We start from the raw sequence: 22,642 nt of genomic DNA, 5'->3' as shown, positions 1-22,642 counted from the left end.
AAGGGATTGAACCATGAAAGCTGCGGACGTCTTCACCACACTAGACGTCGAGCTCCACCCCGATCCGGCGCGCACGGTGATCCGGCCGTTCAACTTCGGCTACCCCGATGCCTTCGCCGCTGGCCGGCCGACGCGGACCCAAGCCGTGGTGAGCCGCCTGATGGCGCTCGACGAGCCGATGCGCGAGCGGATGCTCGGGCTGCTCCACCACGCCATGCACGAGCGCCACCGCAACGTCGACGACGTGTTCCTTCGCCGGTTCGAGGAGGTCCGCGGCGACATCGGCATGGTGGTGGAGAAGGCCTGCGATCGGCTGCTCATCGGTGCGTACCTCAGCCAGGAGTACGCCTTCGAGAGCGCCGCGCTGTTCAATCCCTCCATCGTGCCGGTCATCGACCAGGACCCGAACGACAACAGCATCGCCTTCGTGCTTTCGCTTCGCGGTGTTGGGGAAGGCCACATCTCGTCGGTGACGTTCCGCTCGGGCACGTGGGACGGGGCACGCGGACTCCACCTAGATCCGGTCAGCACCCAGGGCGTACCGCCCCGGATCGAGCAGGATGACGCCGCCGGCTGGGTGCGGCTCCGCTCGGATGACAGTCAGGATATTTCGGAAACGGTGATCTTCCCGACCTTGCCGAGCCAGCGGCAGGGTGTGGAGGATCTCCGTCTCGTCCGCTTCATCGACGATGACGGCACCCAGAGCATCATCGGTACGTACACGGCGTTCGACGGTCGATCCGCGCGCGCCGAGATGCTCCGCGGCATCGATGTCCGCAGCTACGAGATGCGTCCGCTCGCCGGCGCGATGGCCGGGTACAAGGGCATGGCGCTCTTCCCGCGCCGCATCGACGGGCAGTTCGTCATGCTCGGGCGGCAGGACAGCGAGAACATCTGGCTGCTGCGGTCGGACGACCTGCACCAGTGGGACACCGGCGAGATCATCATGAAGCCGAAGTACCCTTGGGAGTTCGTCCAGCTGGGCAACTGCGGCTCGCCGATCGAGATCGAGGAGGGCTGGCTCGTCTTCACCCACGGGGTGGGGCTCGTCCGCGGCTACTGCGTCGGCGCCTGCCTGCTCGACAAGGCCGACCCGACAAAGGTGCTGGCACGGACCCCGTCACCGCTGCTGTTTCCTAGCGGCGAGCAGCGCGGCGGATACGTGCCCAACGTCACCTACAGCTGCGGCGCGCTGCTCCACAAACGCGAAATCCTGCTGCCCTATGCCATCGCGGACGAGTATTCGGCGTTTGCAGTCGGAAGCGTCGACGATCTCCTGTCCGTGATGGAGTAGCCATGCTCCCGCTTGACCACGCCCGGTCGCGCTGAGCTTCGGACGACTTCACTGCTCCTCCGACTCCTCCTCGACGATCCAGCTGTGGCTTTCCACGATCTCGGCCGGCACCGCGCGGCCGAGCCCGTCGCGTGACGGTCGGAAGCGGAAGCGTTCCTGGATCAGGCGGCAGGTAAGCCGGTCGAGCACGTCGCTCCCACTCGAGCGAGTGACGCGGCAGGTGCGAACGCGACCGTCGCTCCACACCAGGTAGCGCACGCCGACGGTCCCGCTGATGCCCTCGTCGCCCAGCCCGCGCGGATAGTCCGAGTCGCGCAGGCGCCCGCGGATCAGCTCGGGCGGCGTCTCGTCGCGCCAGCCGCCGCCGTCCCCGTCACCATCCCCGCCGCCCCCGAACCCCGTCCCGATCCCGCCTGCACCGGTGCCAGGACCCGGCCGGTCGCTCGCGCCGGCGGACGCCTCAGCACCCGGGCCAGCGACCGGCGCGGTGACCACGACGGGCAGCGGCGGTGGAAGGATCAGCTCGACTTTGGGCGCGACGATCTCCGTCGGCTTGGCGCGAAGGTTGGGCGGCGCGGCCGCGCCCTCTGGCCGGCGTGAGCGACGTGGCGGCGGAATGCTGCGCTGCTTGGGCGGCGGCGGCTCGGGCGCGATCTCGAACACGGCCAGCGGATCGTCGGTCGGGACGCCGTGCCTCACGGCCAGCCCGAGCAGCAGAGCGTAGCCGACCGCCACGCACACGACCGCCGCCGCGATCCCGCCGCGGGCACGCGCGCGCCGGTCTCCGGCAAAGGTTCGGGCGTAAGCGCTCATGCTTCCGGCGTAGCAGGCGGACCTGAACCGCGGCTTGGCGGGCGGGCGCTGGCTGTGCGAAGGGGCGGCATTATCACGGAGTAACGCCGCTGCCCCCCGTCCCGCTCCTTCCCGTTGCCGAGGCGCAGGCCCGGCTCCTGGCCGATCTGCGGCCGGTCGCGGCCGAGCGCGTGCCGCTCGCCGCTGCGGCGGGTCGCTGGGCGGCGGAAGACGTGATCGCCCGCCGCACCCAGCCGGCGCGCAATCTGTCCGCGATGGACGGCTATGCGATCCGCTTCGCCGATCGCCCGGGACCATTCCAGGTCACCGGTGAGAGCGCGGCAGGACGCCCCTTCGACGGCGTGGTCGGCGCGCGCGAAGCGGTGCGGATCTTCACCGGCGCAGCGCTGCCGGGCGGCGCCGATTGCGTGCTGGTGCAAGAGGAAGTCGCGCGCGAGGGCGACACCGCCACCATGATCGGCGAGGGCCCGCGCGGCGTCGGCGGCAACGTCCGCCCTCGCGGGCTCGACTTTGCGGAGGGAGAACGACTGGTGCGGGCCGGGGAGCGACTCACCCCCGCCCGGCTGGCGGTGGCGGCGATCGGCGGCCATGCCGACCTGCTCGTCCGCCGCCCGGTGCGCGTCGCGATTGCGGCGACTGGGGATGAACTCGTCGCCCCCGGATCGGCTGCTGACACCGATGCGCTGCCCGAGAGCAACCGGGTGATGGTCGCGGCGCAGCTCGGTGACCTTCCGGTCGACCTTGTAGACCTCGGCATCCTCCCCGACCGGCTGGACGCCCTCAGCGACGCCTTCGCGAACGTGGATGCCGACGTGCTCGTGACATCGGGCGGCGCCTCCGTCGGGGATCATGACCTGGTGCAGCCGGCGCTCAAGGCGGCGGGCGCGCAGATCGACTTCTGGCGGGTGGCGCTGCGCCCGGGCAAGCCGCTGATGGCCGGTCGTCTGCGTGGGATGACGGTGCTCGGCCTGCCCGGCAACCCGGTGTCCGCCTTCATCACGACGCTGCTGTTCGTCCGTCCCGTCGTGTGCGCGCTCGCAGGAGCGAGCGATCAGCTGCCCGCCCCGGTGACCGTCCCGCTTGGCGAGGCGCTGCGCGCCAACGACGGGCGCACTGACTACTTGCGCGCCGAGCTGCGGGACGGCCGCGCCTATGCATCGACGATCCAGGACAGCTCGATGCTCCGCACACTCGCGCGGTCGACCTGTCTGATCATCCGGCCGCCGCACGCCCCCGCTGCGCAGGCCGGCGACTCGGCAGAGATCCTGCTGCTCGCTTGACAGCGTCTGGAACAATACATAAACGTTCCGCGTCTGTTCTGGACGGAGGCCATTCATGCTCACGAAGAAGCAGCACGAACTTATCTGCTTCATCGCCGATCGCTTGAACGAGAGCGGCGTTTCCCCCTCGTTCGAGGAGATGAAGGAGGCTCTGGACCTCAAGTCCAAGTCCGGCGTCCACCGCCTGATTTCGGCGCTGGAAGAGCGCGGGTTTTTGCGCCGCTTGCCCAATCGCGCCCGCGCGCTGGAAGTGGTCAAGATGCCCGAGCGTGCCGAGGTGAAGCGGAGCGCGGCGGCAGCCCCGGCCCGCACGCCGCCCGCGCCAGCGAACGACGTGATCGAGATTCCGCTGCACGGCCGGATCGCGGCCGGCATGCCGATCGAGGCGCTGGAGGGAGCGACCATGCTGCCAGTCCCCGCGGCGCTGCTCGGCGCCGGGGACCATTACGCGCTGGAGGTGTCCGGCGATTCGATGGTCGAGAAGGGCATCCTCGACGGCGACTATGCGCTGATTCGCCGGACCGAGACGGCCCGTGACGGCGATATCGTGGTCGCGCTTATCGACGACAATGAGGCGACGCTGAAGACCTTCTACCGCGAGGGCACGATGATCCGGCTCGATCCGGCGAACCGGTCCTACGATCCGCAGCGCTACGATTCGCGCAACGTGCGGGTGCAGGGCAAGCTCGCAGGTCTGCTCCGGCGCTACTGAGGCGATGCGCGGCGCGGCAAGGGCGCCGCGCCCATGGCGTCGCACGGCGCGAGCGGTTGCAGCACGATCCCGGCGAGCGCCGCCTCGCCGATCCTGAATACCTCTCGGTATGCCGGATCGGCGATCATGTCCCTGAACGTAGTCCGGTTCGGGTAGCGCACCAGAACAACCGCATCCCACGTCTCCGCCGCGCCGCGCGTTAGCACCGGCAGCCCGTCGCCGCCGAACAGTATGTCCGCGCCGTATCGCGCCAGGATCGGTCGCGCGCTCGCCAGATAGTCAAGGTAGGTCTGCCGCCCGGCATCCGGCATGAAGTGCAACTGGTTGAGCATGACGATCGGCTGATCATCCTCCGCGGCGAAGAACTGCTCGAGCGCGGGTGTCGAGAGCGAGACCATTCAGCGTTCCTCCAACAGGCTCCCGGCCACCGGTGTGCCAACCGCGTAGTGGCGCACCGCCGTGTCAGATTTCGTCAGCAGTGTGCGCCAGTCCCGATCCTGCGCGCGCCAGCGCGCAACGAGGGCGGAGCGCCGCTCCGGGTAGCGCTCCGCCAAGACCGCGGTGACGACGAGACGATCGATGCGAAAGTGCCGGAACGCCGCCCGCTCCTCGCACCACGCGGCGAGCAGCCGCACGTCGTCGAAGTAGACGATCGCGATCGGCCAGATCTGCCGCTCGCTCTCCACTTCCTTCAGGTCCCGGTAGCGGATTGTGACCTTGTGCTGCCGGCGCACCGCATCGCGCAGCACGCCGGCGTCGGGTGGGTCGACGCGGGTGGAGGCCGACGCGGCCGCGACCGTCGGCGCCCCGGCGAGTGGCACAGCCGCGCTCACCCCGCGCGCCGCCTCGATCTTGGCCAGCGCACTGTCGCTGGAGGCCGCAAGCTGCCGATCGCGGCGCTGCCGCACCCAGCCAAGGCCCAGCACCAGCGCATCGGCCTCGTCGGCGGAGAAGGTCAGGTCCGGCAGGAAGAAGCCGGAACCGAGCTGATAGCCCACGCCCGCCTGACCCTCGACCGGTGCGCCGAGCGCGCGCAGCGTGTCGATGTCGCGGTAGATGCTGCGCACCGACATCCCGAGTTCCTGCGCCAGGTCGGTCGCGGTGACCGGCGGCCTGCGCGCGCAGCAGGCCGAGCAGATCGAGCAGGCGGCTGGTTCTCGACATCGCATGCTCCTGGCCGGAACGCGCTTAGCTCGCTCGGTTCGCCGCGACAGCGTGGTCGGTGCGGACTTGATCGCCGGACGCACATCGCTCATCTGCGGCCCGCTGACCCATCTCGAGCAACTTCCCATGCAGCGCCTCCTGCCGGTCCGCGGCCTCTCTCCCCTGCCCTCACGTCCGTCCGTGTCATCTGAACGGCGCCGTTGACCCACGCGATCATCCTCAGCGCCGGGCGCGGGTCGCGGCTGCTTCCACTCACGGAGTTCGTTCCGAAGTGCCTGGTGCCGGTCGGCGGACGCGCCATCCTCGACCATCAGCTCGACGCGCTCGCTGCGGCCGGTGCGAGCGGCGCGACGGTGGTTGCGGGCTACCGCTTTGACCAGGTCGAGGCGCACCTCGCCGCCACCTCCCCGCCGCTGCCGGTCACGCTCCGCTTCAATCCGTTCTGGGCGGTGTCGAGCAGCATCGGCAGTGTCTGGGCGGTGCGCGATCTGCTGCACAGCGGATTCTGCTTGATGAACGGCGACACCACCGTCCACCCCGCGATTCTCGCCCGGGCGCTCGCCGCCGCCGCCGCGCCGCAGGTCACGCTGCTGGTCGAACCGCTGCGCAACCTTGCGACCGACGACATGCTGGTCGCGCTGTGCGGCACACGGGTGCTCGCGGTGTCGAAGCAGCTCGATCCCGCCGCCGCGACGCACCGCTCGCTCGGCATCGTCGTCGCACCGCCCGCCAGCGCCTACCTAGCGGCGCTGGAGCGGGTGATTGCCGCGGCGGACGGGATCAACGCCTTTCACCACGACGTCGTCGCCGCGCTTGCGCGAGAGGAGGGTGTCACCGCCGCGATCGAGGAGAGCGGCGCCTGGCGCGAGATCGACCGCGCCGAGGACATCGCCGCGTGGCACGGCAACGGTCCGTCCGGGTGAGGGCCGACGTCGCCTTCCTGTTCCTCGGCGAGACGCTGCTCATCCCTCACCTGTTCCCGATTGTCGAGGCACTGACGGCGGCTGATCCGGACGTTGCCGTCGATTGCTGGGTCGGCGCGGCGGTCAATGAAGCGCTGATCGCGCCGTGGATCGCGCCGCTGCCGCGAGTCCGCCTGCGCCGTGCGCCCGGCTTCGCGCAGCGCGGCATGCCGGCCAAGCTGCCGATGCTGGCGCGCCTCGCGCCGTACCTCGCCCGGGTGCCGGTCGCGGTGTGCGCCGAGCAGACCAGCCTGTGGCTCCCGCGCGTGCTCCCCTGGCTGCCGACCCGCTTCGTCAAGACATCGCACGGCGTGGGATCGATGAGCGCCCGCGACGATCCGCGCCGCCGCGCGGCGTTCCACACGCTGGTGCCGAGCCAGCAGGAGCGCGCCACCTATCTCGCCCGCGGCATGCCGGCGGAACGGATCGTTGCGACCGGCTACGTCAAGGCGGACTTCCGCCACCGGACGCCGGTCCGCCGGCTGTTCGCGGACGATCGTCCGATCCTTCTCTACACGCCGCATTGGCAGCCGCACCGCTCGTCGTGGCCGACGTGGGGGGCCGAGATCGTCGCCATGCTGGCAGCGCAGGATCGCTGGAACGTGATCCTCGCGCCGCATCAACGATTGGTCGAACGCGCGCCGGAAGTCCGACAGGTGCTGGCCCGCGCCGCCGCCCTGCCCCACATCCATGCCGACCTCGACAGCTTCGCGACCGTCGACGGCAGCTACACCGCCGCCGCCGATCTTTATCTCGGCGACACCTCAAGCCAGGTCATCGAATTCCTGATGACGCCGCGGCCGGTCGTCTTCCTCGATCCTTTGAACCGCGACTGGCGGCACGATCCCTCGCTCTCGATGTGGGCGGCAGGCCAAGTGGTGACCGCTCTCGACGACGTGCTGCCCGCCGTCAATCGCGCGCCTGACCTGCACCGCACCTACAGGGGCGCGCAGGCAGAAATCGCCAGCGATGCGCTCGGCGACGTGAGCGGCGCGGGAGCGGCGCGGGCGGCGGCAGAGGTGCTGCGAGTGCTCGCCATGGCGCGGACGCGGCGCTAGGGACGCGCCGATGCCCGCGCCCGCACCCGCCGCCCCCACCCTTGCGCCCGTGGGCGACAACCCGGTCCTGCTCTGGGGCATGACCGCGCACGAGCGGCTCCGCCGGATCGCGGCGGCGCAAGGCTTCGGCTTCGAGGCGGTAGACGCACCTTCGACCATCCTCTCCGATCTCGGCCACGTCTTCGATCCCGCCTGGACCGCCTACCTGCGCAGCCGGCCGGGCACGGTGCTGACCCGCGGCAGGCGGCCGATCCTCGCCCATGTCGCCGCCCCCGACGTTCCGGCGACCCGCGCCGCGATGACCGCGGGCGCGCCGCTGCCCGCGCACCTGACGCTCCTGCCTGCGGAGCGGGAGGAAGGCATCTTCAACGAGAGCCTGCGCAAGCGCGAGCGACCCTTCGCCGAGCCGCTGGTGCCGGCGACCGTCCCCGCGATCGAGCGCGCGAGCTACGTCGGCGCGTACAAGGGCGTGACCGACCTTCTCACCCTCTATCTCTGGCCGGGATGGGCATTTGCGCTCACCCGGATCGCGGCGCGGATCGGGCTGTCACCGAACGGGGTGACGGCGATCGGAACGGTGCTGTGCATAGTCGCCACCGTCGCCTTCTGGCACGGCTGGTTCTGGACCGGGCTCGCAACCGGGCTCGCCTTCATGGTGCTGGACACCGTTGATGGAAAGCTCGCGCGCTGCACCATCACCTCGTCGCGGCTCGGCAATGCCTGGGATCACGGCATCGACCTGGTCCATCCGCCGATCTGGTGGTGGGCCTGGGCTACCGGCTGCGCCGCCTACGGCCGACCGCTCGACGACCGGCTGTTCTGGATGACCATGGCGGCCATGCTGTTCGGCTATGTCGTGCAGCGGCTGATCGAGGGCGCGTTCATCGTCCGCTTCGGCATGCACATCCATGTCTGGGAACGGTTCGACAGCCGGTTCCGGCTGGTGACCGCCCGACGCAATCCCAACATGGTGATCCTCTTCGCTGCACTGGTGATCGGGCGTCCCGACTGGGGCATCGTCGCGGTCGCCGTCTGGACGACCCTTTCGCTCGTCGTGCACCTTGTCCGGCTGGTGCAGGCGGTCGTGCGCAAGCAGCGCGGCGTGCCGATCGTCAGCTGGCTCGCCTGAGTTCAGCTTGCAGCAAGCGCCGCGCTGACCATATCCGGGTCATGCTGTCGCCCGTCCTGCCGCTGTCCGCCGCCGCCCTGCTTCTCGCCACCGCTCCTGCTGCCCAGGCAGCGTGCGAGGGCGTCACCGGCGCGGGCAAGGTGCGCCTGACCGTCGCCGCAACCACCCTCCGCAACGCCAAGGGAGAGGTGGCCGTCACCGTCTACCCCGACGATCGCAAGCGCTTCCTGGCGAAGGGCGGCAAGCTCCTGCGCGCGCGCGTGCCCGCGAACGCGCCGGTCACCGAAGCGTGCTTCTGGCTGGCGCCCGGCCATTATGCGGTCGCCACCTACCATGACGAGAACGGCGATCGCGACTTCAACCGCACGCTGTTTACGATCAAGGAAGGGTTCGGCTTCTCGAACGACGCGCCGACCACGCTCGGCCTGCCGTCGTTCGACAAGGTGCGCTTCGCAGTCGGTCAGCAGGGTGGAACGGTGCGGGTTCGGACCCGCTACTCGCGCTGATCGGCGTAACTGTCGTCTCGCTAGCACAACAGATCGAAGGGATCTTCCAGCGTATGGGGTAGCCACACCCGCAGTTTTGCCTATATCGCACGTAGATGACAGTTTTGTGAGAGCGGCGAGCAGGCGTGAAATTTTTGATTCCGTTGGGGCCGACGTTGCCGGATGGTGCCGCGACCGCCCGGATTGGCGCCGATCCTGCAGCGCAGGACGGCCGCCTCGCCCCGGTCTCAAGCGCCTCGTTCCACTTCCTCCCGGACCGGGCACGCGTCGGCATCATCAGCAATCCGCGCAGCCGCCGCAACCAGGCCGCCAGCCTGCCGCGCCGAGTCGGGCCCGGCATCTCGGGTGCCGCGCCGACCAATGCCGACGAGTTGCGCGAGACGCTGAGGCACTTCGCCGACCAGCGGATCGAGCTGCTGGTGATCGACGGCGGCGACGGCACCGTCCGCGACGTGCTCAGTGCTGCGGCCCCGTTCTTCGGCGATGAGCTGCCGGCGATCGCGCTGTCGCCGTCGGGCAAGACCAACGCGCTCGCGCTGGATCTCGGCGTGCCGCTCGGCTGGGGGATCGACGATGCGATCGCCGCTTGGGGCCGAGGCAATATCGGCCACCGTGCACCGATCGAGATCGAGCGCCCCGGTGGGAGCCGGCTGTTCGGCTTCATCTTCGGCGCCGGCGCCTTCGTGCGGGCGACAGCGCTGGCGCAGCGGACGCATCGGTGGGGCGCGATCGACGGGCTCGCGGTCGGACTGTCGCTCGCCGGCGCGCTCGGCCAGACCTTTTTCGGCGGCCGCGACAATCCGTGGCGCAAGGGCGACCATGTCACGATCGTCAACACCCGCTCGGGCGTGACGGTCGCGCGCGACTTCTACATCCTGTTCGGGTCGACCCTGCAGCGCCTGCCGCTCGGCCTGCGCGTGCTCGGGCGGCCAGGGCCTGGCCTCAACGTGCTCGCGGTCGATGCGCCGCCCCGCAACCTGCCGCTGTCCGCGCTCGGCATCCTGGCAGGGCGAGAGGGCGGCAGGCTCGCGCAGGACGGCGTCCACCACGGCCATGACATACCGCCGACGGAGCTGACCCTGGACCATGGCTTCATCCTCGATGGCGAACATTTCGCCGGCGGCACCGTCACGGTTCGCGCCGGCCGGGCGATCCGGTTCGTGATGCCGTGAGCGCGCTCGGCGCCTTCCTGTCCGCAGCACTCGACCGGCCGGTCTGCGCGGAAATCGCCGACGCCGCCCGCGTGATCGCGTCGCGGCTGGAGGGTCAGGCGGTGCTCTTCTACGGCTCCGTCCTGCGCACCGGCGACCTCGACGGCGTGCTCGACTTCTACGTGCTGCGCGCACGGGAGGGGTCGGAGGGGTTCATCGCCCAGCACCTCTGGCCCGACGTCAGCTACCATGAGGTGACCGTGCATGGCCGAACCGTGCGGGCCAAGGTCGCGACCATGACGCTGGCGACCTTCGCGCGCGCGGCCTGCGGCGAGACGCTCGACACGACCATCTGGGCGCGCTTCGTCCAGCCGAGCGCGCTCATCTGGGCGAGCACGCCGGCGGTGCGCCGCGCGGTCGTCGCTGCCGTGGCGGACGCCGCGATCACCGCCGGGCGCTTCGCGGCGCTCCACGGCCCGGTCGAGGGCACGCCGGCGAGTTTCTGGCGGTCGCTGTTCCGCGCGACCTACGCGACCGAGCTGCGGGTGGAGGCGCCCGGGCGCGAGGAGCAGATCCTGGCAAATGCGCCGGCGCATTACGACGCGCTGCTGCCGCTCGCCTGGGCAGCGGACGGGATCGGCTGCACACGGCGCGGCGATCAGCTCGCGCCGCTGCTCGCAGAGGAGCGCGCCGGCGCAATCGCGGCGGCCTGGCTGCGGCACGAGCGTGCGGGCAAACCACTCAACCTCGCGCGGCTGGTCAAGGCCGCCTTCACCTTCGACGGCGCGACCCGATACGCGGTGTGGAAGATCGAGCGGCACACTGGGCTGCGCATTCCCGTGACGCCGTTCCGTGAGCGGCATCCGATCATCGCGGCACCGCAGGTGCTCTGGCGGTTGTGGCGGCACTCGCCGTCGTGAACCCGCCCGTCGCGCTGGTGCTCGCAGGATCACGCGGCGGCGTCGATCCGGTGGCGGAGCACGCCGGCGTCACCGACAAGGCGCTGGCGATCGTCGGCGACGAGACCATGCTCGCCCGAGTCGTTGCCGCGCTTCGCGGAGCCGGGATCGAGCGGATCGCCGTCGCGGCGAACGACAAGCTTCGTAGCGAAACCGAACGCCTCGGTGTCGAGCACCTGCCCGCCGCAGGCGGACCGAGCGCCAGCGCCGCCGCGGCCCTTGCCATTGTCGGCACGCCGCTGCTGGTGACAACGGCCGATCACGCGCTGCTCCGGCCCGCCTGGGTGACGGAGTTCATCGCCGCCGTTCCGCCGCACGCCGACGTGGCGGTGCTGCTCGCCCGGCGGGAGGCAGTGGAGGCGGCGGCGCCCGGATCGGTCCGCACCTACCTCCGATTCGCCGATGGCGACTGGTCGGGGTGCAACCTCTTCCTGCTCGCGAGCGAGCGGGCCGATGCCGCGGTCAGGCTGTGGCAGTCGGTCGAGGCCGATCGCAAGCGGCCGTGGCGGATCGTCCGGCGGCTCGGGCCCGGGCTGCTGATCCGCTACCTGCTCGGTCGCTTGAGCCTGGCGGATGCCGTGGCTGCACTCGGTCGGCGGGCTGGAGTCACGGCTGCAGTGGTCGCGGCGCGTGACGGACTGGCGGCGGTTGACGTCGACAAGCCGGCCGACCTCCAATTCGTGCGTGCCCGGGCTTAGCGCTGCGCCGGCGCGCGGAACACCGCCCGGATCATCAGCAGCGCGCCGAGGAGTGACGCGGCGAACACGCCGACGCTGGCCCCCGACGCGCCGATCCGCGGCAGCAGGTAGAGGCTGACGCCGACCTGCACCGCGACGCCTGCCGCACGGCTGGCGAGTGCCGCGCCCGAGCGTCCGGCGGCGAGCAGGACCGGCTCCAGCCCGACCACCGCCAGGTCGATCGAGCCGGCTGCGGCCAGCCAGAGCAGCAGCGGGAAGCCGGCGGCATAGCTCTCGTCCCCCCCGACCAGCACAAGCGCGGGACGCCCCACTGCTGCCACGACGCAGAGGATGACGATCGCCGCCAGCCCGCCCGCGCGCAGCATCCGCCGGCTGAGCACGCCGAGCTCCTCCGGTGATGCGTCGCGGAGCGCGCGCACGACCTCCGGGAAGGCGGCGCGCGAGATCAGCTGCGCGAGCTTGCCGAGCGCCTGGGCGAGCTGGAGCGCGAGCCGGAACGCACCGGCCGCCGCCGGGCCGGCGAAACCGCCGACCAGCAGCAGTGGCACCTGCTTGGTGCCGAGCACCAGGGTTGAGGCGAGATTGCTGGTGACCAGAAACGGACCGATGCCCGGGTTCTCGCGGGCGACGGTGCCGCGTTCCGCGCGAACCCGGCGCACCCGGCCGAGCTCGCCGCTCCGCGCGAGCGCCCACCAATAGGCCCCTGCGGTCGCAACCTCCGCCGCCGCCCAGCTCCACAGAAAGGCGCCGAGCGTCGGGAGCGCGGCCGCGGCCGCGATCGCGCCGGCCAGCCGCACAACCGGAGTCACCAAATCGGCCGCGGCCGCTTGGCCGAAGCGGTCCTGAAGGCGCAGCACACCCACCGCGGCCGAGCGGACTGATCCTAGCTGCGCGACCGTCAGGATCATCGCGTCCCGGCGCAGCGCCGCCCCGATGCCGAGCGCGTCGCCCCACCACAGCAGGAAGGCCGCGCCCGCGGCAATGCCGATGAGCGCGCCGGCCCCGTCCAGGATCAGGCAGGCCCGGAACAGCCGGGCGAGCGCCCGGTCGTCGCCGCGCGCCCGGTGATCGACACCGTAGCGGACTACCACCTGCCACGTCTGGAAGCTGATCAGCAGCGCCAGCCCCTGCACCGCCCCCGTCACCAGCGCGAAGCGGCCGAAGTCCGCCAGTCCCAGCGTCCGCGTCGCGATCCCAAGATACAGCAGCGACAGCACCGCGAGCATGCCGCGGCTGGCGAGCAACCAGCCGAGGTTGCGCAGCGCCGCACGGAGCCCGCCGGCTCGACTGTCGGTGCGGTCCGCGCGCGTGGTCATCGGCGACGCGCCCTAGTTGGGGAGCGGACCGCCAGCAAGGCCGGGGTGACACGGCGACACCCGCCTCCTATCCGGCAGCCCGCACGCCGGCACGCCGCCGGTCAGCGAAGGAGACGCACCATCTGCGGCATCGCCGGGATCCGCAACGCCGCCGGGCAGCCGGTCGCACGCGACACGCTCGCCCGCCTGTGCGGCACGATCGTGCACCGCGGTCCGGACAGCGAGGGGCTGTTCACCGATGGCGACTTCGGTTTCGGCATGCGGCGGCTGTCGATCATTGATCTCGTCGGCAGCGACCAGCCGATCTTCAGCGCGGACGGCCGCCACGCCATCGTCTTCAACGGCGAGATCTACAACTATCGCGGCCTGCGCGACTCGCTCGCGGCGCTCGGCCACCCCTTCTCCACCGATGGCGACACGGAAGTGATTCTGGCCGCATGGCGCGAGTGGGGCGAAGCGGCGTGGGATCGGTTGGACGGGATGTTCGCCGTCGCGATCTGGGACCGGCCCGTCCGCCGGCTGATCCTCGCGCGCGACCCGATCGGGATCAAGCCGCTCTACTACAGCTGGCAGGACGGCACGCTCGCCTTCGGTTCGGAGCTGAAGGTGCTGCGGGCGACGCCCGGGCTCCGCTTCACGCCCGATCCGCGCGCGATCCACGATTATTTCAGCTTCGGGCACGTCCGTGCACCGCGGTCGATCTACCACGAAGTGCAAGTGCTCCCGCCCGGTCACACGCTGACGCTCGCGGCCGGTGGCGACCCCGTGCTCCAGCCGTTCTGGACCGCACGCTACACGCCCGCCCCGCCCCGCCCACTCGCCGACTGGGTGGAGCAGTTCCGCACCACCTGGCTGGAGGCTGTTCGCGGCCAGATGCTGGCAGCGGACGTGGAAGTAGGCGCCTTCCTCTCGGGCGGGGTCGACTCCTCCGCGGTGGTCGCGGCGATGACGCAGGTCGCGGCGCGCCCGATCAAGACCTTCACCATCGGCTTCGCCGAGCGCGCGTACGACGAGTCGCCCCATGCCGAGGCAGTCGCCCGCCACCTCGGCTGCGACCATCGCACCGAGCGCCTGTCGCCCGGCGCCGCGCGCGACATCCTGCCCGCGATCGCCCGCGCCTATGACGAGCCCTTCGCCGACCCTTCCGCCGTGCCGACCTGGTATCTCAGTCGCCTGGCCGCAGAGGAGGTCAAGGTCGCGTTGTCGGGCGACGGGGGCGACGAGCTGTTCTTCGGCTACAAGCGTCACCTGACCGAGCGGCGGCTGAGCCAGCTCCCGGCGGCCATCAGGCGCACCGCGGGTGCCGTCGCCGCGCTGCCGCCGCTGCCGTGGCGCGCAGGCAACCGACGGTGGCAGCGCTGGCAGAAGACCGCGCGCAGCGCCGCGCTGCCCGATGGCGGTACCCGCTTCTTCGCCAAGACCCAGATCACCTCGCCCGAGCTCAGGCGGCGGCTGTTCGCCGGCACCCTGCTCGACGGGCGCGACGGCGACGATGCGATCGCCGCGCTCGCCCGCGAGTATTACCCCGACATGGCGGCGCTGTCCCACGACCCGCTCGAGCAGTTCGCGCTCGCCGACCTTCAGCTCAACCTGCCAGGCGCTATGCTGACCAAGGTCGACCGTGCCAGCATGGCGCATTCGCTGGAGGTGCGGGTGCCGATGCTGTCGCGTGCCGTGGTCGATCTCGCACTCTCGATGCCCGCCGACGTTAAGCTGCACCGCGGCGTCGGCAAGTATCCGGTGCGGGCAGCCGTCGCGCCATGGCTGCCGCCGGGCATCCTCGACCGCCGCAAGCAGGGTTTCCAGGTGCCGCTCGCCGAGTGGTTCGCCGGCGACTTCGGCCGGTATGTCGAGGAGCTGTGGCGGGACAGTGGCGCGGCGCAGTCGCGCTTCCTCAACGAAGCGGCGGTGACGCAGTTGTTCGCCGAGCATCGAAGCGGCCGGCGCGATCACGGCCGGCTGCTCTACGCCCTCGCCATCTTCTGTCTGTGGTGGATGGCGTAGGCGCGAGCGTCGGCGGATTGATCCAGGGATGGTGGTCGCCGGCGTGCTCGACGGTACGGACACGGGGCGGCGAGAAGGTCACCGCCACGCCGCCGCTCCGCTCCAGGACAGGTCGGTCGATCCGCAGCAGCCGCGGCCGGCAACCGACCGGCAAGCGACGCTCGCTCACCACCACATCGACCCGCGCGCACCAGCGGTTGAGCGCGCGAGCATCCACGAAATAGCCGCTTCGGGTCGCGAGGACGCGCGCGCCGCTCCGCGCCGTGGCCAGGCACAGGTCGGCGTTGCAGCGTGCCCCCGCGACGTCGTCGAGCGCGGGCAGCTCGCCGTCGATGCCGGCGCCTTCGCTCAGCACGTCGCGCACATAGTCGCCTGCCCGCTCGCGGAGCAGCGCGGTGCCGGCGGCGGTGCGCAGGGCCAGGTGGCGCCCGTCGCGCGTTATCAGCAGGTCGGGCGCCGGGGTCGCGACGGTCCAGCCGAGGCCGATGATCACCGATCCGATCCCCGCCCAGCGCACGCTCGTCCGCCAGAGCGCGAGCCACAGCCCGCCGCCGATGACGAGCGCGTAGGCGCCACCCGGCATCGCCGGCAGCGCCGCGACCGATCCGGGCGCCGCCGCGACCGTGTGCGCGATCCAGAGCAGCAGTCCCAGCGCCTGGCCGCACAGCCACCACAAGGGCGCGCCGAGACCCACGCCGTCGAGCAGCAGCGCCGCGGCCTCCAGCGGCATGACGACAAAGGTCGTGAGCGGGATCGCGACGATGTTGGCGAGCGCGCCGTACAGCCCGGCCTTGTGGAAGTGGTAGAGCCCGATCGGCAGCAGCGCGAGTTCGACCACGACGCCGGTCAGCAGCAGCGACGCCAGGCCGCGCAGCAGGCGCCGGCCGCCGCCCTCCTCGCGCGGCGCGAACCAGCCGCCCACGCGCGCGCCCTCGTGCAGCGCGACGATCGCGACAACCGCGGCAAAGGAGAGCTGAAAGCTCGCCCCGACCAGCGCTTCCGGCCAGACCAGCAGCACGACCAGCGCGCCCGCCGCGACCAGCCGCAGCGTCACCGCCTCGCGGCCCAGCACCAGCGCCGCGAGCACCAGCAACGCCGCGACGCACGAGCGGACCGTCGGCACCTCGGCGCCGGCAAGCCAGGTGTAGCCGATCGCCGCCAGCGCACCCGCTGCCGCCGCGATCACCGGCAAGCGCCAGTGGAGCGCCGCCCATGGGCTGAGCGCGAGCAGCCGCAGGACCAGCAGCATGGTCGCGCCGACCGCGGCGGTAATGTGGAGGCCGCTGACCGAGAGCAGGTGCGCAAGGCCGGACCGCCGCATCGCCTCCGCCGTTTCCTCCGGGATCGCACCCTGGTCCCCGGTCGCGAGGCTCGCCGCGACCGCCCCGCCGGCACCGGGCAGCCGATCGCGAATGTGCCCGGACAAGCGCGCGCGCAGATCGGCGCCGGCCCGCTCGCCGGACGTGACGAGCGTGACCGGCGCGAAACCACGTCCGGTCGCACCCACGCCGTCGAACCAGGCGACCCGCCGGTAATCGTATGCGCCCGGCAGCGCCGCGCCCGGCGGCGGCATCAGTCGTGCACGCAGGGTGACAACGGCTCCCCGCGCGATGCCCAGCGGCACGTCGCCGCTCGGCAGGTTGACCCGGACGCGCGGCGGCAGGTCGGCTCGCGAGACCGGCGCCAGCCGCAGCCGGATCAGGTCACGTGCGGCGAGCGCGTCGACCCGCTCGACCCGCGCCGTGAACGCCACCACCGCCGGCCGCGCCAGCACCGGCGCCGCGGCCCGCTCCGCTCGCCACCAGGCGAGCCCGCAGCCGAGCGCGGCAACGATGCCGCCGATCATCAGCAAGCGACCTGTGCGGCCGCCAAGCGGCAGGATCAGCCCGGCCGCGGCGATCCCCGCACCGCCCAGCATGTAGCCGGTCCAGCTGGCGGGATCAGGCAGGACGAACCAGGCCGCGATCCCCGTCCCGAGCAGGACCGGGATCCAGAGCACCAGCTGGTCGCGTTCCGCCTCCAGCCAGGCTTCGAGCCACCGGGCGGCAAACCAGCGTTCGCCGATTTGAAGCGGCAGAAATCGCATGCTAGGGCGCGCGGCGGCTGAACTGGCCATCGATCCACAGGTTTGGGAGCAGGCGCGCTTGGGCGCAACAGACGATTCCGGCGCGCGCCCGCTCGCCGACACCCGCCCGGTCGTGACGCGCTTCGCGCCCTCGCCCACCGGCTATCTCCACATCGGCAATGCCCGCACCGGCATGTTCTCCTGGCTCTACGCGCGCCATCACGGCGGCCGCGCGCTGCTCCGGATCGAGGACACGGACAAGGCGCGCTCCACCAAGGAAGCGATCGACGTCATCTTCGACGGTCTGTCGTGGCTCGGGCTCGACTGGGACGGGGAGCCGGTGTTCCAGTCGACCCGCGTCGACCGCCATGCCGCGGTGGTCGACGAACTGATCGCGCGGGGCAATGCCTATCGCTGCTACATGACAAGCGAGGAGCTCGCGGCCGCGCGCGCCGCGGCGGAGGCGGAGCGCCGCCCGTTCCGGCTCAACTCCCCGTGGCGCGATGCGGACCCGGCGACCGCACCCGCGGACCAGCCCTTCGTCGTGCGGATCAAGGCGGAGCGGGAGGGCGAGACCGCCATCGAGGACCTGGTGCAGGGCCGCGTCACCGTCGCCAATGTCGAGCTCGACGACATGGTGCTGCTCCGTTCGGACGGCACCCCGACCTACATGCTCGCGGTCGTCGTCGACGATCATGACATGGGGGTGACCCACGTCATCCGGGGCGACGATCACCTCAACAACGCCTTTCGCCAGCTCTCGATCATCCGCGCGATGGGCTGGCCGGAGCCGACCTACGCACACATTCCGCTGATCCACGGGGGCGACGGCGGCAAGCTGTCGAAGCGGCACGGTGCGCTCGGCGTCGACGCCTACCGCGACGAGCTCGGCATCCTGCCGGAAGCGCTGTTCAACTATCTGCTCCGGCTCGGCTGGGGGCACGGCGACGACGAGATCATCAGCCGGGATCAGGCGATCGCCTGGTTCGACCTCGACGGCGTCGGCAAGTCGCCCGCGCGCTTCGACAGCAAGAAGCTGGAGAACCTCAACGGCCACTATATCCGCGCGGCGGACGATAGCAGGCTAGCGGCGCTGGTGGCACCGCGACTCGGCTTCGATCCCACTCCGGAACAGCATGACCTGCTGCGTCGCAGCATGGCTGTCCTGAAGCCGCGCGCGGCCAACATCCTGGAGCTAAGTGACGGCGCCGCCTTCCTGTTTCGCACCCGCCCACTGCCATTGGACGCCGATGCGGCGGCTCTGCTAGAGGGCGACGCAAGGACGCTTCTCGCCCGCCTCCATGCCGCGCTTGACGCGGTCGGCGCGTGGGATACGGAGGCGCTCGAAACGGCGGTTCGCGAGGTCGCCGAGGCCGCGGGCGTGAAGCTCGGCGCGGTTGCGCAGCCGTTGCGCGCCGCGCTTGTCGGTCGACGGACCTCACCGGGAATCTTCGACGTGCTCGTCCTGCTCGGGCGCGACGAGAGCCTGGCGCGGATCGCCGACCAGATGGCCTGACCACAAGGGCCGCACCAAACGCGAGGACGCAAGCGATGAGCGACACCAATCTCAAGATCGGCGACGGCGACTATCCGGTACTCTCGGGCAGCGTCGGTCCGGATGTTGTCGACATCCGCAAGCTCTACGCGAAGACCGGCATGTTCACCTACGACCCGGGCTTCACCAGCACCGCGTCGTGCGAGTCGGCGCTGACCTACATCGACGGCGACCAGGGCGTGCTGCTCCACCGCGGCTACCCGATCGGCGAGCTTGCCGAGCACTCGTCGTTCATGGAGGTGAGCTACCTGCTCTTGAACGGCGAGCTGCCGAGCGAGGACGAGCTCGACAAGTTCACCTACACCATCAGCCGCCACACGATGCTGCACGAGCAGCTCTCAACCTTCTACCGCGGCTTCCGGCGCGACGCGCACCCAATGGCGGTGATGTGCGGTGTGGTCGGCGCGCTGTCGGCCTTCTACCACGACTCGACCGACATCACCGATCCGCGTCAGCGCATGATCGCGTCGCACCGGCTTATCGCCAAGATGCCAACGATCGCGGCGATGGCGTACAAGTACAGCGTGGGTCAGCCGTTCCTTTATCCGAAGAACGACCTCAGCTACACCGGCAACTTCCTGCGCATGACCTTCGGCGTGCCGGCCGAGGAGTATGAGATTCATCCGGCCGTCGAGAAGGCGATGGATCGGATCTTCATCCTCCACGCCGACCACGAGCAGAACGCCTCGACCTCGACGGTGCGTCTCGCCGGATCGTCGGGTGCGAACCCGTTCGCCTGCATCGCGGCCGGGATTGCCTGCTTGTGGGGCCCGGCGCACGGCGGCGCGAACGAGGCGGCGCTCAACATGCTCCGCGAGATCGGCACGCCCGACAAGATCCCGGAGTACATCGCCCGCGCCAAGGACAAGAACGATCCGTTCCGCCTGATGGGCTTCGGCCACCGCGTCTACAAGAACTACGATCCGCGCGCGACCGTCATGCAGAAGACGGTGCGTGAGGTGTTCGACGCGCTGAAGGTCGACGATCCGCTGTTCGAGACCGCGCTGCGGCTGGAGGAGATCGCGCTCAGGGACGATTACTTCATCGAGAAGAAGCTGTTTCCGAACGTCGACTTCTACTCGGGCGTGATCCTGTCCGCGATCGGCTTTCCGACCACCATGTTCACCGTGCTGTTCGCGCTGGCGCGTACGGTCGGCTGGGTCGCGCAGTGGAACGAGATGATTTCCGATCCCGAGCAGAAGATCGGGCGTCCGCGGCAGCTCTACACCGGCCCGACCGAGCGGCCGTACGTGCCCCTCGACGCGCGCTGATGCACTCGGTCGGCCGCGCGATCCTCATCTGGAGCGGCGCGGTCGTCACCGCGCTCGGCCTGCTGTTCCTGGCCCAGGGCCTCGGCTACGTCCGCTGGCCGGCGTCGAGCTTCATGATTGACGCGCGGCCGTGGGTGACGCGCGGCACGATCATCGCCGTGGTCGGGCTGGCGATGATCCTGGTCGGGCGACGGGTGCGCTGACCCGCGCGCAGGCCGGCCGGACGGTCAGCCGCCGGCAACCGGCAGCGTGAAGATGAAGCGGGCGCCCTCGCCCGGCGCGCTGTCGACGGTCAGGTCGCCGCCCATCGCGCGGGCGAGCCGGCGCGAGATGTAGAGCCCCAGCCCGCTGCCGCCCGCCTCCGCCGGATCGACCCGGCCGAACTTGGCGAAGATCAGCTCCTGGTCACCCGCCACGATCCCCTTGCCCTGATCCGCCACGATGACGCACGCCCGGCCGCCGTCACGAGTCGCGCGGACCCACACGACCCCGCCCGCGGGCGAGTAGCGCACCGCGTTGCCGATCAGGTTGACCAGCACCTGGAGCGCGCGACGGAACTCGCCGATCGCTGGCAGCGTCTCGTCGAAACCCGGGCGCTCGATGCGGACATCGGCGTCCGCAGCCCGGACGCCGAGCAGTCCCGCCGCACGCCTTGCGATGTCGGCAAGGTCGATCGTCTCGGTCGCGACCGCGAAGTCGGGCTGCTCGACCGCCTCCAGGTCGACGAGGTCGTCGACCAGGCCGAGCAGGTGGCGCCCGGCCGTCGCGATATCGTCGGCGTAGCTCGAGTAGCTGGGCGCAAGCGGTCCGTCGATCGCCGCGCTCATGCTGCTCGCATGGGCGATGATCCGCTCGAGCGGGCGGCGAAGCGATCGGTCGAGCTGCTCGCCGAGCCCGTGGCTCAGCGCCGCGTCCCTCGCGGCGGTCGTCTGCTCGGCGATCAGCGTGGCGGACCCGCGAAAGCCCGCGAAGCCGCCGCGATCATCGCGCAGCGGCTCGGCCGAGAGTTGCACCCGGCGCCCCGTCCCACGCAGCTCCGCCACCTGTCCGTCGAAGCGGAGCCGGGCGGCCATGGTACCTAGGATTGGAAGGTCGTCCTCCCCCGCCAAGCGGAAAAGCCGCACCAGCGGCTGGCCGAGCAGCGCAGCGGCATCGAAGCCGTGACGCTGCCCCGCGGTGACGGAGAGATGGGTGAAGCGGAGCGCCGCGTCCGTTTCCCACCACCAGTCGCCTTCGGTGCGGTGGAAATCGGCCGAGCCGGCACGATCATCCGGTCCGCGCCAGCTGGCCCGAAGGTTCCAGCCCGCGACCGTCAGTACGACGCCATCGCCGTCGGGCGCGGCGGTCACGCTCAGGTCCCAGTCGTCCTCCTCGTCGGCGACGACCACGGCGCGGGTGATCGCGATGCCGAGCCGGCGCGCGAGCCGCTCGAGCCCCGCGAGTTCCGGCACCGGCACCGCGCTGCCCAGCCCGCCGCCGGCGCGCTCCACCAGCTCCAGCAGGCGCGGCTCGGCGTGGACCAATCGTCCGCGCGCATCCGTACGCCCGACGGCAGGCTGCAGTCCGATCTCCGGGGCGTTCATTGCGTCGTTCCATCCGCCAGCGCCAACAGCGCCGCGCGATAATCGGGGTGAAGCGTGAGCGGCGCAACGGCCGCACGCGCAGCCGCCGCGTCGACCGCGACGATCAGGTCGATCTGGTCGGCGAACGCCTCCACGTCGCGACGCGGATCGGCCTCGCACAGCGCGTAGCCAAGGCGCGCAATCAGGTCCCGCGGCAGATCAAGCGCGCGCAGCGCCAGCCACAGCCGCTCGGCGCGCGGATCGATCAGCAGCTCGCGGGCGAGCTGATAGGAGAAACCGAAGGCGTGGGCGATCAGCGCCGCGATCAGCGGGAGCCGGCGATCGTACAGCGCTTCCTCGATGAGGGCGGCGAGTTCGTCCGACTGCGCGTCGATCGCCGCGGCGAGTCGGGTCGCGACCGTCTCCAGCGTCGCCGCGTCGTCCTGCGCCGACAGGTTGCGCAGGGCCGCCTCCGCCAGCGCCCGGTCAAGCGCGTCGATCCGGTCACCGGCCAGCGGGATCGCCCGCTCCCGCAGCACCGCGGCGACCCACCACAGCAGTCGGGCATGGAGCGCCCGCGGCAGTCCGGTTCCGCTCGCCGCACGGCCCTCGGCCGTGTCGCGCCGCACGCTCTCGGCCGTCATCAAGGTGCCGGCGGCGGTTGCCACCACCCGGTCGGAGCTGAGCGCCAGCCGGGCGAGCAGGCTCGCGCCGTCCGCCTCGCGTCCGCCAAGCAGCGGCAGCGCCTCGCCCAGCAGCTCCAGGCGGACACGCGCCAGGCACTCGCTCATGAACTGGTCGTCGCGGAGCAGCCCGGCTCCGGTCAGCCGATCGATCACCGGCGCCGCGTCGGTGCGCAGCAGCGCGGCAAGCGCAGGCTCGCCGCGGGTGGTGAGCAGGCGCGCGGCATACTCGCGGAGCTCTCCTTCCAGCGTTCCGGTCAGCGTATCCAGGAGCGCTCCGAGCGCAGCGCGGGTCCGGTCGTCGAGCCGCTCGTCCTCCGGCAGAAGTGCATCGTCGATCGAGTGGCGCAGCGCGCGGCGTGCCTGAACGTCGGCATCCGCCGCTCGCGCGAACAGCGCCTGCGTCGCGGTGGCCGCGCGCTCGGACGAGGTGGCGGAGGGGTCCGACATGGTGCAGGCC

General features: G+C 71.1%; 22 protein-coding genes. 15 read left to right on the top strand and 7 right to left on the bottom strand.

Annotation, left to right across the window (positions count from 1 at the left end):
* The first annotated feature begins 13 nt into the window (after window positions 1-13).
* Window positions 14-1,294: a glycoside hydrolase family 130 protein gene (locus CRO12_RS10520; RefSeq protein ID WP_097063974.1), complete on the top strand. Its 1,281-nt coding sequence runs from the start codon at window positions 14-16 to the stop codon at window positions 1,292-1,294.
* 48 nt (window positions 1,295-1,342) lie between these two features.
* Here CRO12_RS10520 and CRO12_RS10515 read toward each other — a convergent pair whose 3' ends face one another.
* Window positions 1,343-2,107, bottom strand: coding sequence for an energy transducer TonB (locus tag CRO12_RS10515; RefSeq protein ID WP_179640963.1), 765 nt, complete (start codon window positions 2,105-2,107; stop codon window positions 1,343-1,345).
* Between the two features lie 89 nt (window positions 2,108-2,196).
* On the opposite strand from CRO12_RS10515, the gene CRO12_RS10510 reads away from it, so the two are divergent.
* Together CRO12_RS10510 and lexA are read left to right on the top strand one after the other, a co-directional pair.
* Window positions 2,197-3,387 carry a molybdopterin molybdotransferase MoeA gene (locus CRO12_RS10510; RefSeq protein WP_097063973.1) on the top strand — a complete coding sequence of 397 codons (1,191 nt, stop codon included), beginning with the start codon at window positions 2,197-2,199 and terminating at the stop codon, window positions 3,385-3,387.
* Between the two features lie 55 nt (window positions 3,388-3,442).
* Complete coding sequence (lexA, locus tag CRO12_RS10505; RefSeq protein ID WP_097063972.1) at window positions 3,443-4,099, top strand: transcriptional repressor LexA; 657 nt, start codon at window positions 3,443-3,445, stop codon at window positions 4,097-4,099.
* On the opposite strand, the gene CRO12_RS10500 is transcribed toward lexA, so the two are convergent.
* Both CRO12_RS10500 and CRO12_RS10495 read right to left on the bottom strand, forming a co-directional pair.
* Window positions 4,093-4,497, bottom strand: a complete 405-nt coding sequence (locus CRO12_RS10500; RefSeq protein ID WP_097063971.1) for a DUF1330 domain-containing protein — start codon at window positions 4,495-4,497, stop codon at window positions 4,093-4,095. The two genes, lexA and CRO12_RS10500, sit on opposite strands and share 7 nt — an antisense overlap.
* Window positions 4,498-5,172 carry a helix-turn-helix transcriptional regulator gene (locus CRO12_RS10495; protein WP_245858394.1) on the bottom strand — a complete coding sequence of 225 codons (675 nt, stop codon included), beginning with the start codon at window positions 5,170-5,172 and terminating at the stop codon, window positions 4,498-4,500.
* On the opposite strand from CRO12_RS10495, the gene CRO12_RS18355 reads away from it, so the two are divergent.
* The 8 genes from CRO12_RS18355 to CRO12_RS10460 all read left to right on the top strand — a co-directional run bounded on the left by CRO12_RS18355 (window position 5,156) and on the right by CRO12_RS10460 (window position 11,726).
* Window positions 5,156-5,467 (top strand): hypothetical protein, encoded by a 312-nt coding sequence (locus CRO12_RS18355; protein WP_245858392.1) that lies wholly within the window; start codon window positions 5,156-5,158, stop codon window positions 5,465-5,467. The two genes, CRO12_RS10495 and CRO12_RS18355, sit on opposite strands and share 17 nt — an antisense overlap.
* Window positions 5,464-6,186 (top strand): phosphocholine cytidylyltransferase family protein, encoded by a 723-nt coding sequence (locus tag CRO12_RS10490; RefSeq protein WP_097063970.1) that lies wholly within the window; start codon window positions 5,464-5,466, stop codon window positions 6,184-6,186. Before CRO12_RS18355 ends, CRO12_RS10490 begins: the two co-directional genes overlap by 4 nt.
* Window positions 6,159-7,283, top strand: coding sequence for a hypothetical protein (locus CRO12_RS10485; protein ID WP_245858390.1), 1,125 nt, complete (start codon window positions 6,159-6,161; stop codon window positions 7,281-7,283). Before CRO12_RS10490 ends, CRO12_RS10485 begins: the two co-directional genes overlap by 28 nt.
* A gap of 10 nt (window positions 7,284-7,293) precedes the next feature.
* Entirely contained in the window at window positions 7,294-8,412 is a 1,119-nt protein-coding gene (locus CRO12_RS10480; protein ID WP_097063968.1) for a CDP-alcohol phosphatidyltransferase family protein, read from the top strand.
* 41 nt (window positions 8,413-8,453) lie between these two features.
* Complete coding sequence (locus CRO12_RS10475; protein WP_097063967.1) at window positions 8,454-8,918, top strand: DUF2141 domain-containing protein; 465 nt, start codon at window positions 8,454-8,456, stop codon at window positions 8,916-8,918.
* A gap of 125 nt (window positions 8,919-9,043) precedes the next feature.
* Entirely contained in the window at window positions 9,044-10,090 is a 1,047-nt protein-coding gene (locus tag CRO12_RS10470; RefSeq protein ID WP_097063966.1) for a diacylglycerol/lipid kinase family protein, read from the top strand.
* Window positions 10,087-10,989 (top strand): hypothetical protein, encoded by a 903-nt coding sequence (locus CRO12_RS10465; RefSeq protein WP_097063965.1) that lies wholly within the window; start codon window positions 10,087-10,089, stop codon window positions 10,987-10,989. Before CRO12_RS10470 ends, CRO12_RS10465 begins: the two co-directional genes overlap by 4 nt.
* Window positions 10,968-11,726: an NTP transferase domain-containing protein gene (locus CRO12_RS10460; RefSeq protein ID WP_245858388.1), complete on the top strand. Its 759-nt coding sequence runs from the start codon at window positions 10,968-10,970 to the stop codon at window positions 11,724-11,726. Before CRO12_RS10465 ends, CRO12_RS10460 begins: the two co-directional genes overlap by 22 nt.
* Here the strand turns inward: CRO12_RS10460 and CRO12_RS10455 are convergent.
* The gene (locus CRO12_RS10455) at window positions 11,723-13,042 is read right to left on the bottom strand and encodes a lipopolysaccharide biosynthesis protein (RefSeq protein ID WP_097063964.1); all 1,320 of its coding nucleotides are present in this window, start codon (window positions 13,040-13,042) and stop codon (window positions 11,723-11,725) included. The genes CRO12_RS10460 and CRO12_RS10455 overlap by 4 nt on opposite strands.
* 45 nt (window positions 13,043-13,087) lie before the next feature.
* Here CRO12_RS10455 and asnB point away from each other — a divergent pair, with 45 nt between their 5' ends.
* Entirely contained in the window at window positions 13,088-15,046 is a 1,959-nt protein-coding gene (gene asnB / locus CRO12_RS10450; RefSeq protein WP_245858386.1) for an asparagine synthase (glutamine-hydrolyzing), read from the top strand.
* Here asnB and CRO12_RS10445 read toward each other — a convergent pair.
* On the bottom strand, window positions 14,937-17,162 hold the full coding sequence (locus tag CRO12_RS10445) for a ComEC/Rec2 family competence protein (RefSeq protein ID WP_425443014.1): 2,226 nt from the start codon (window positions 17,160-17,162) through the stop codon (window positions 14,937-14,939). The two genes, asnB and CRO12_RS10445, sit on opposite strands and share 110 nt — an antisense overlap.
* Window positions 17,163-17,190: 28 nt before the next feature.
* Here CRO12_RS10445 and gltX point away from each other — a divergent pair, with 28 nt between their 5' ends.
* The 3 genes from gltX to CRO12_RS10430 are packed head-to-tail and all read left to right on the top strand — an operon-like array spanning window position 17,191 to window position 20,140.
* Window positions 17,191-18,627 (top strand): glutamate--tRNA ligase, encoded by a 1,437-nt coding sequence (gene gltX / locus CRO12_RS10440; protein ID WP_425443013.1) that lies wholly within the window; start codon window positions 17,191-17,193, stop codon window positions 18,625-18,627.
* Window positions 18,628-18,662: 35 nt separating this feature from the next.
* Window positions 18,663-19,937 carry a citrate synthase gene (locus CRO12_RS10435; RefSeq protein WP_097063961.1) on the top strand — a complete coding sequence of 425 codons (1,275 nt, stop codon included), beginning with the start codon at window positions 18,663-18,665 and terminating at the stop codon, window positions 19,935-19,937.
* Entirely contained in the window at window positions 19,937-20,140 is a 204-nt protein-coding gene (locus CRO12_RS10430; RefSeq protein WP_097063960.1) for a hypothetical protein, read from the top strand. Before CRO12_RS10435 ends, CRO12_RS10430 begins: the two co-directional genes overlap by 1 nt.
* A gap of 24 nt (window positions 20,141-20,164) precedes the next feature.
* Here CRO12_RS10430 and CRO12_RS10425 read toward each other — a convergent pair whose 3' ends face one another.
* Together CRO12_RS10425 and CRO12_RS10420 are read right to left on the bottom strand one after the other, a co-directional pair.
* Entirely contained in the window at window positions 20,165-21,520 is a 1,356-nt protein-coding gene (locus CRO12_RS10425; RefSeq protein WP_097063959.1) for a PAS domain-containing sensor histidine kinase, read from the bottom strand.
* Window positions 21,517-22,632, bottom strand: a complete 1,116-nt coding sequence (locus CRO12_RS10420; protein ID WP_097064294.1) for a DUF2336 domain-containing protein — start codon at window positions 22,630-22,632, stop codon at window positions 21,517-21,519. The genes CRO12_RS10425 and CRO12_RS10420 overlap by 4 nt, the downstream gene beginning before the upstream one ends.
* Window positions 22,633-22,642: the final 10 nt, after the last annotated feature.

It is taken from the genome of Sphingomonas guangdongensis (genome assembly GCF_900199185.1).
Taxonomy (GTDB): Bacteria; Pseudomonadota; Alphaproteobacteria; order Sphingomonadales; family Sphingomonadaceae; genus Sphingomonas; species Sphingomonas guangdongensis.
This window is presented reverse-complemented; position numbering and strand designations above follow the sequence as displayed.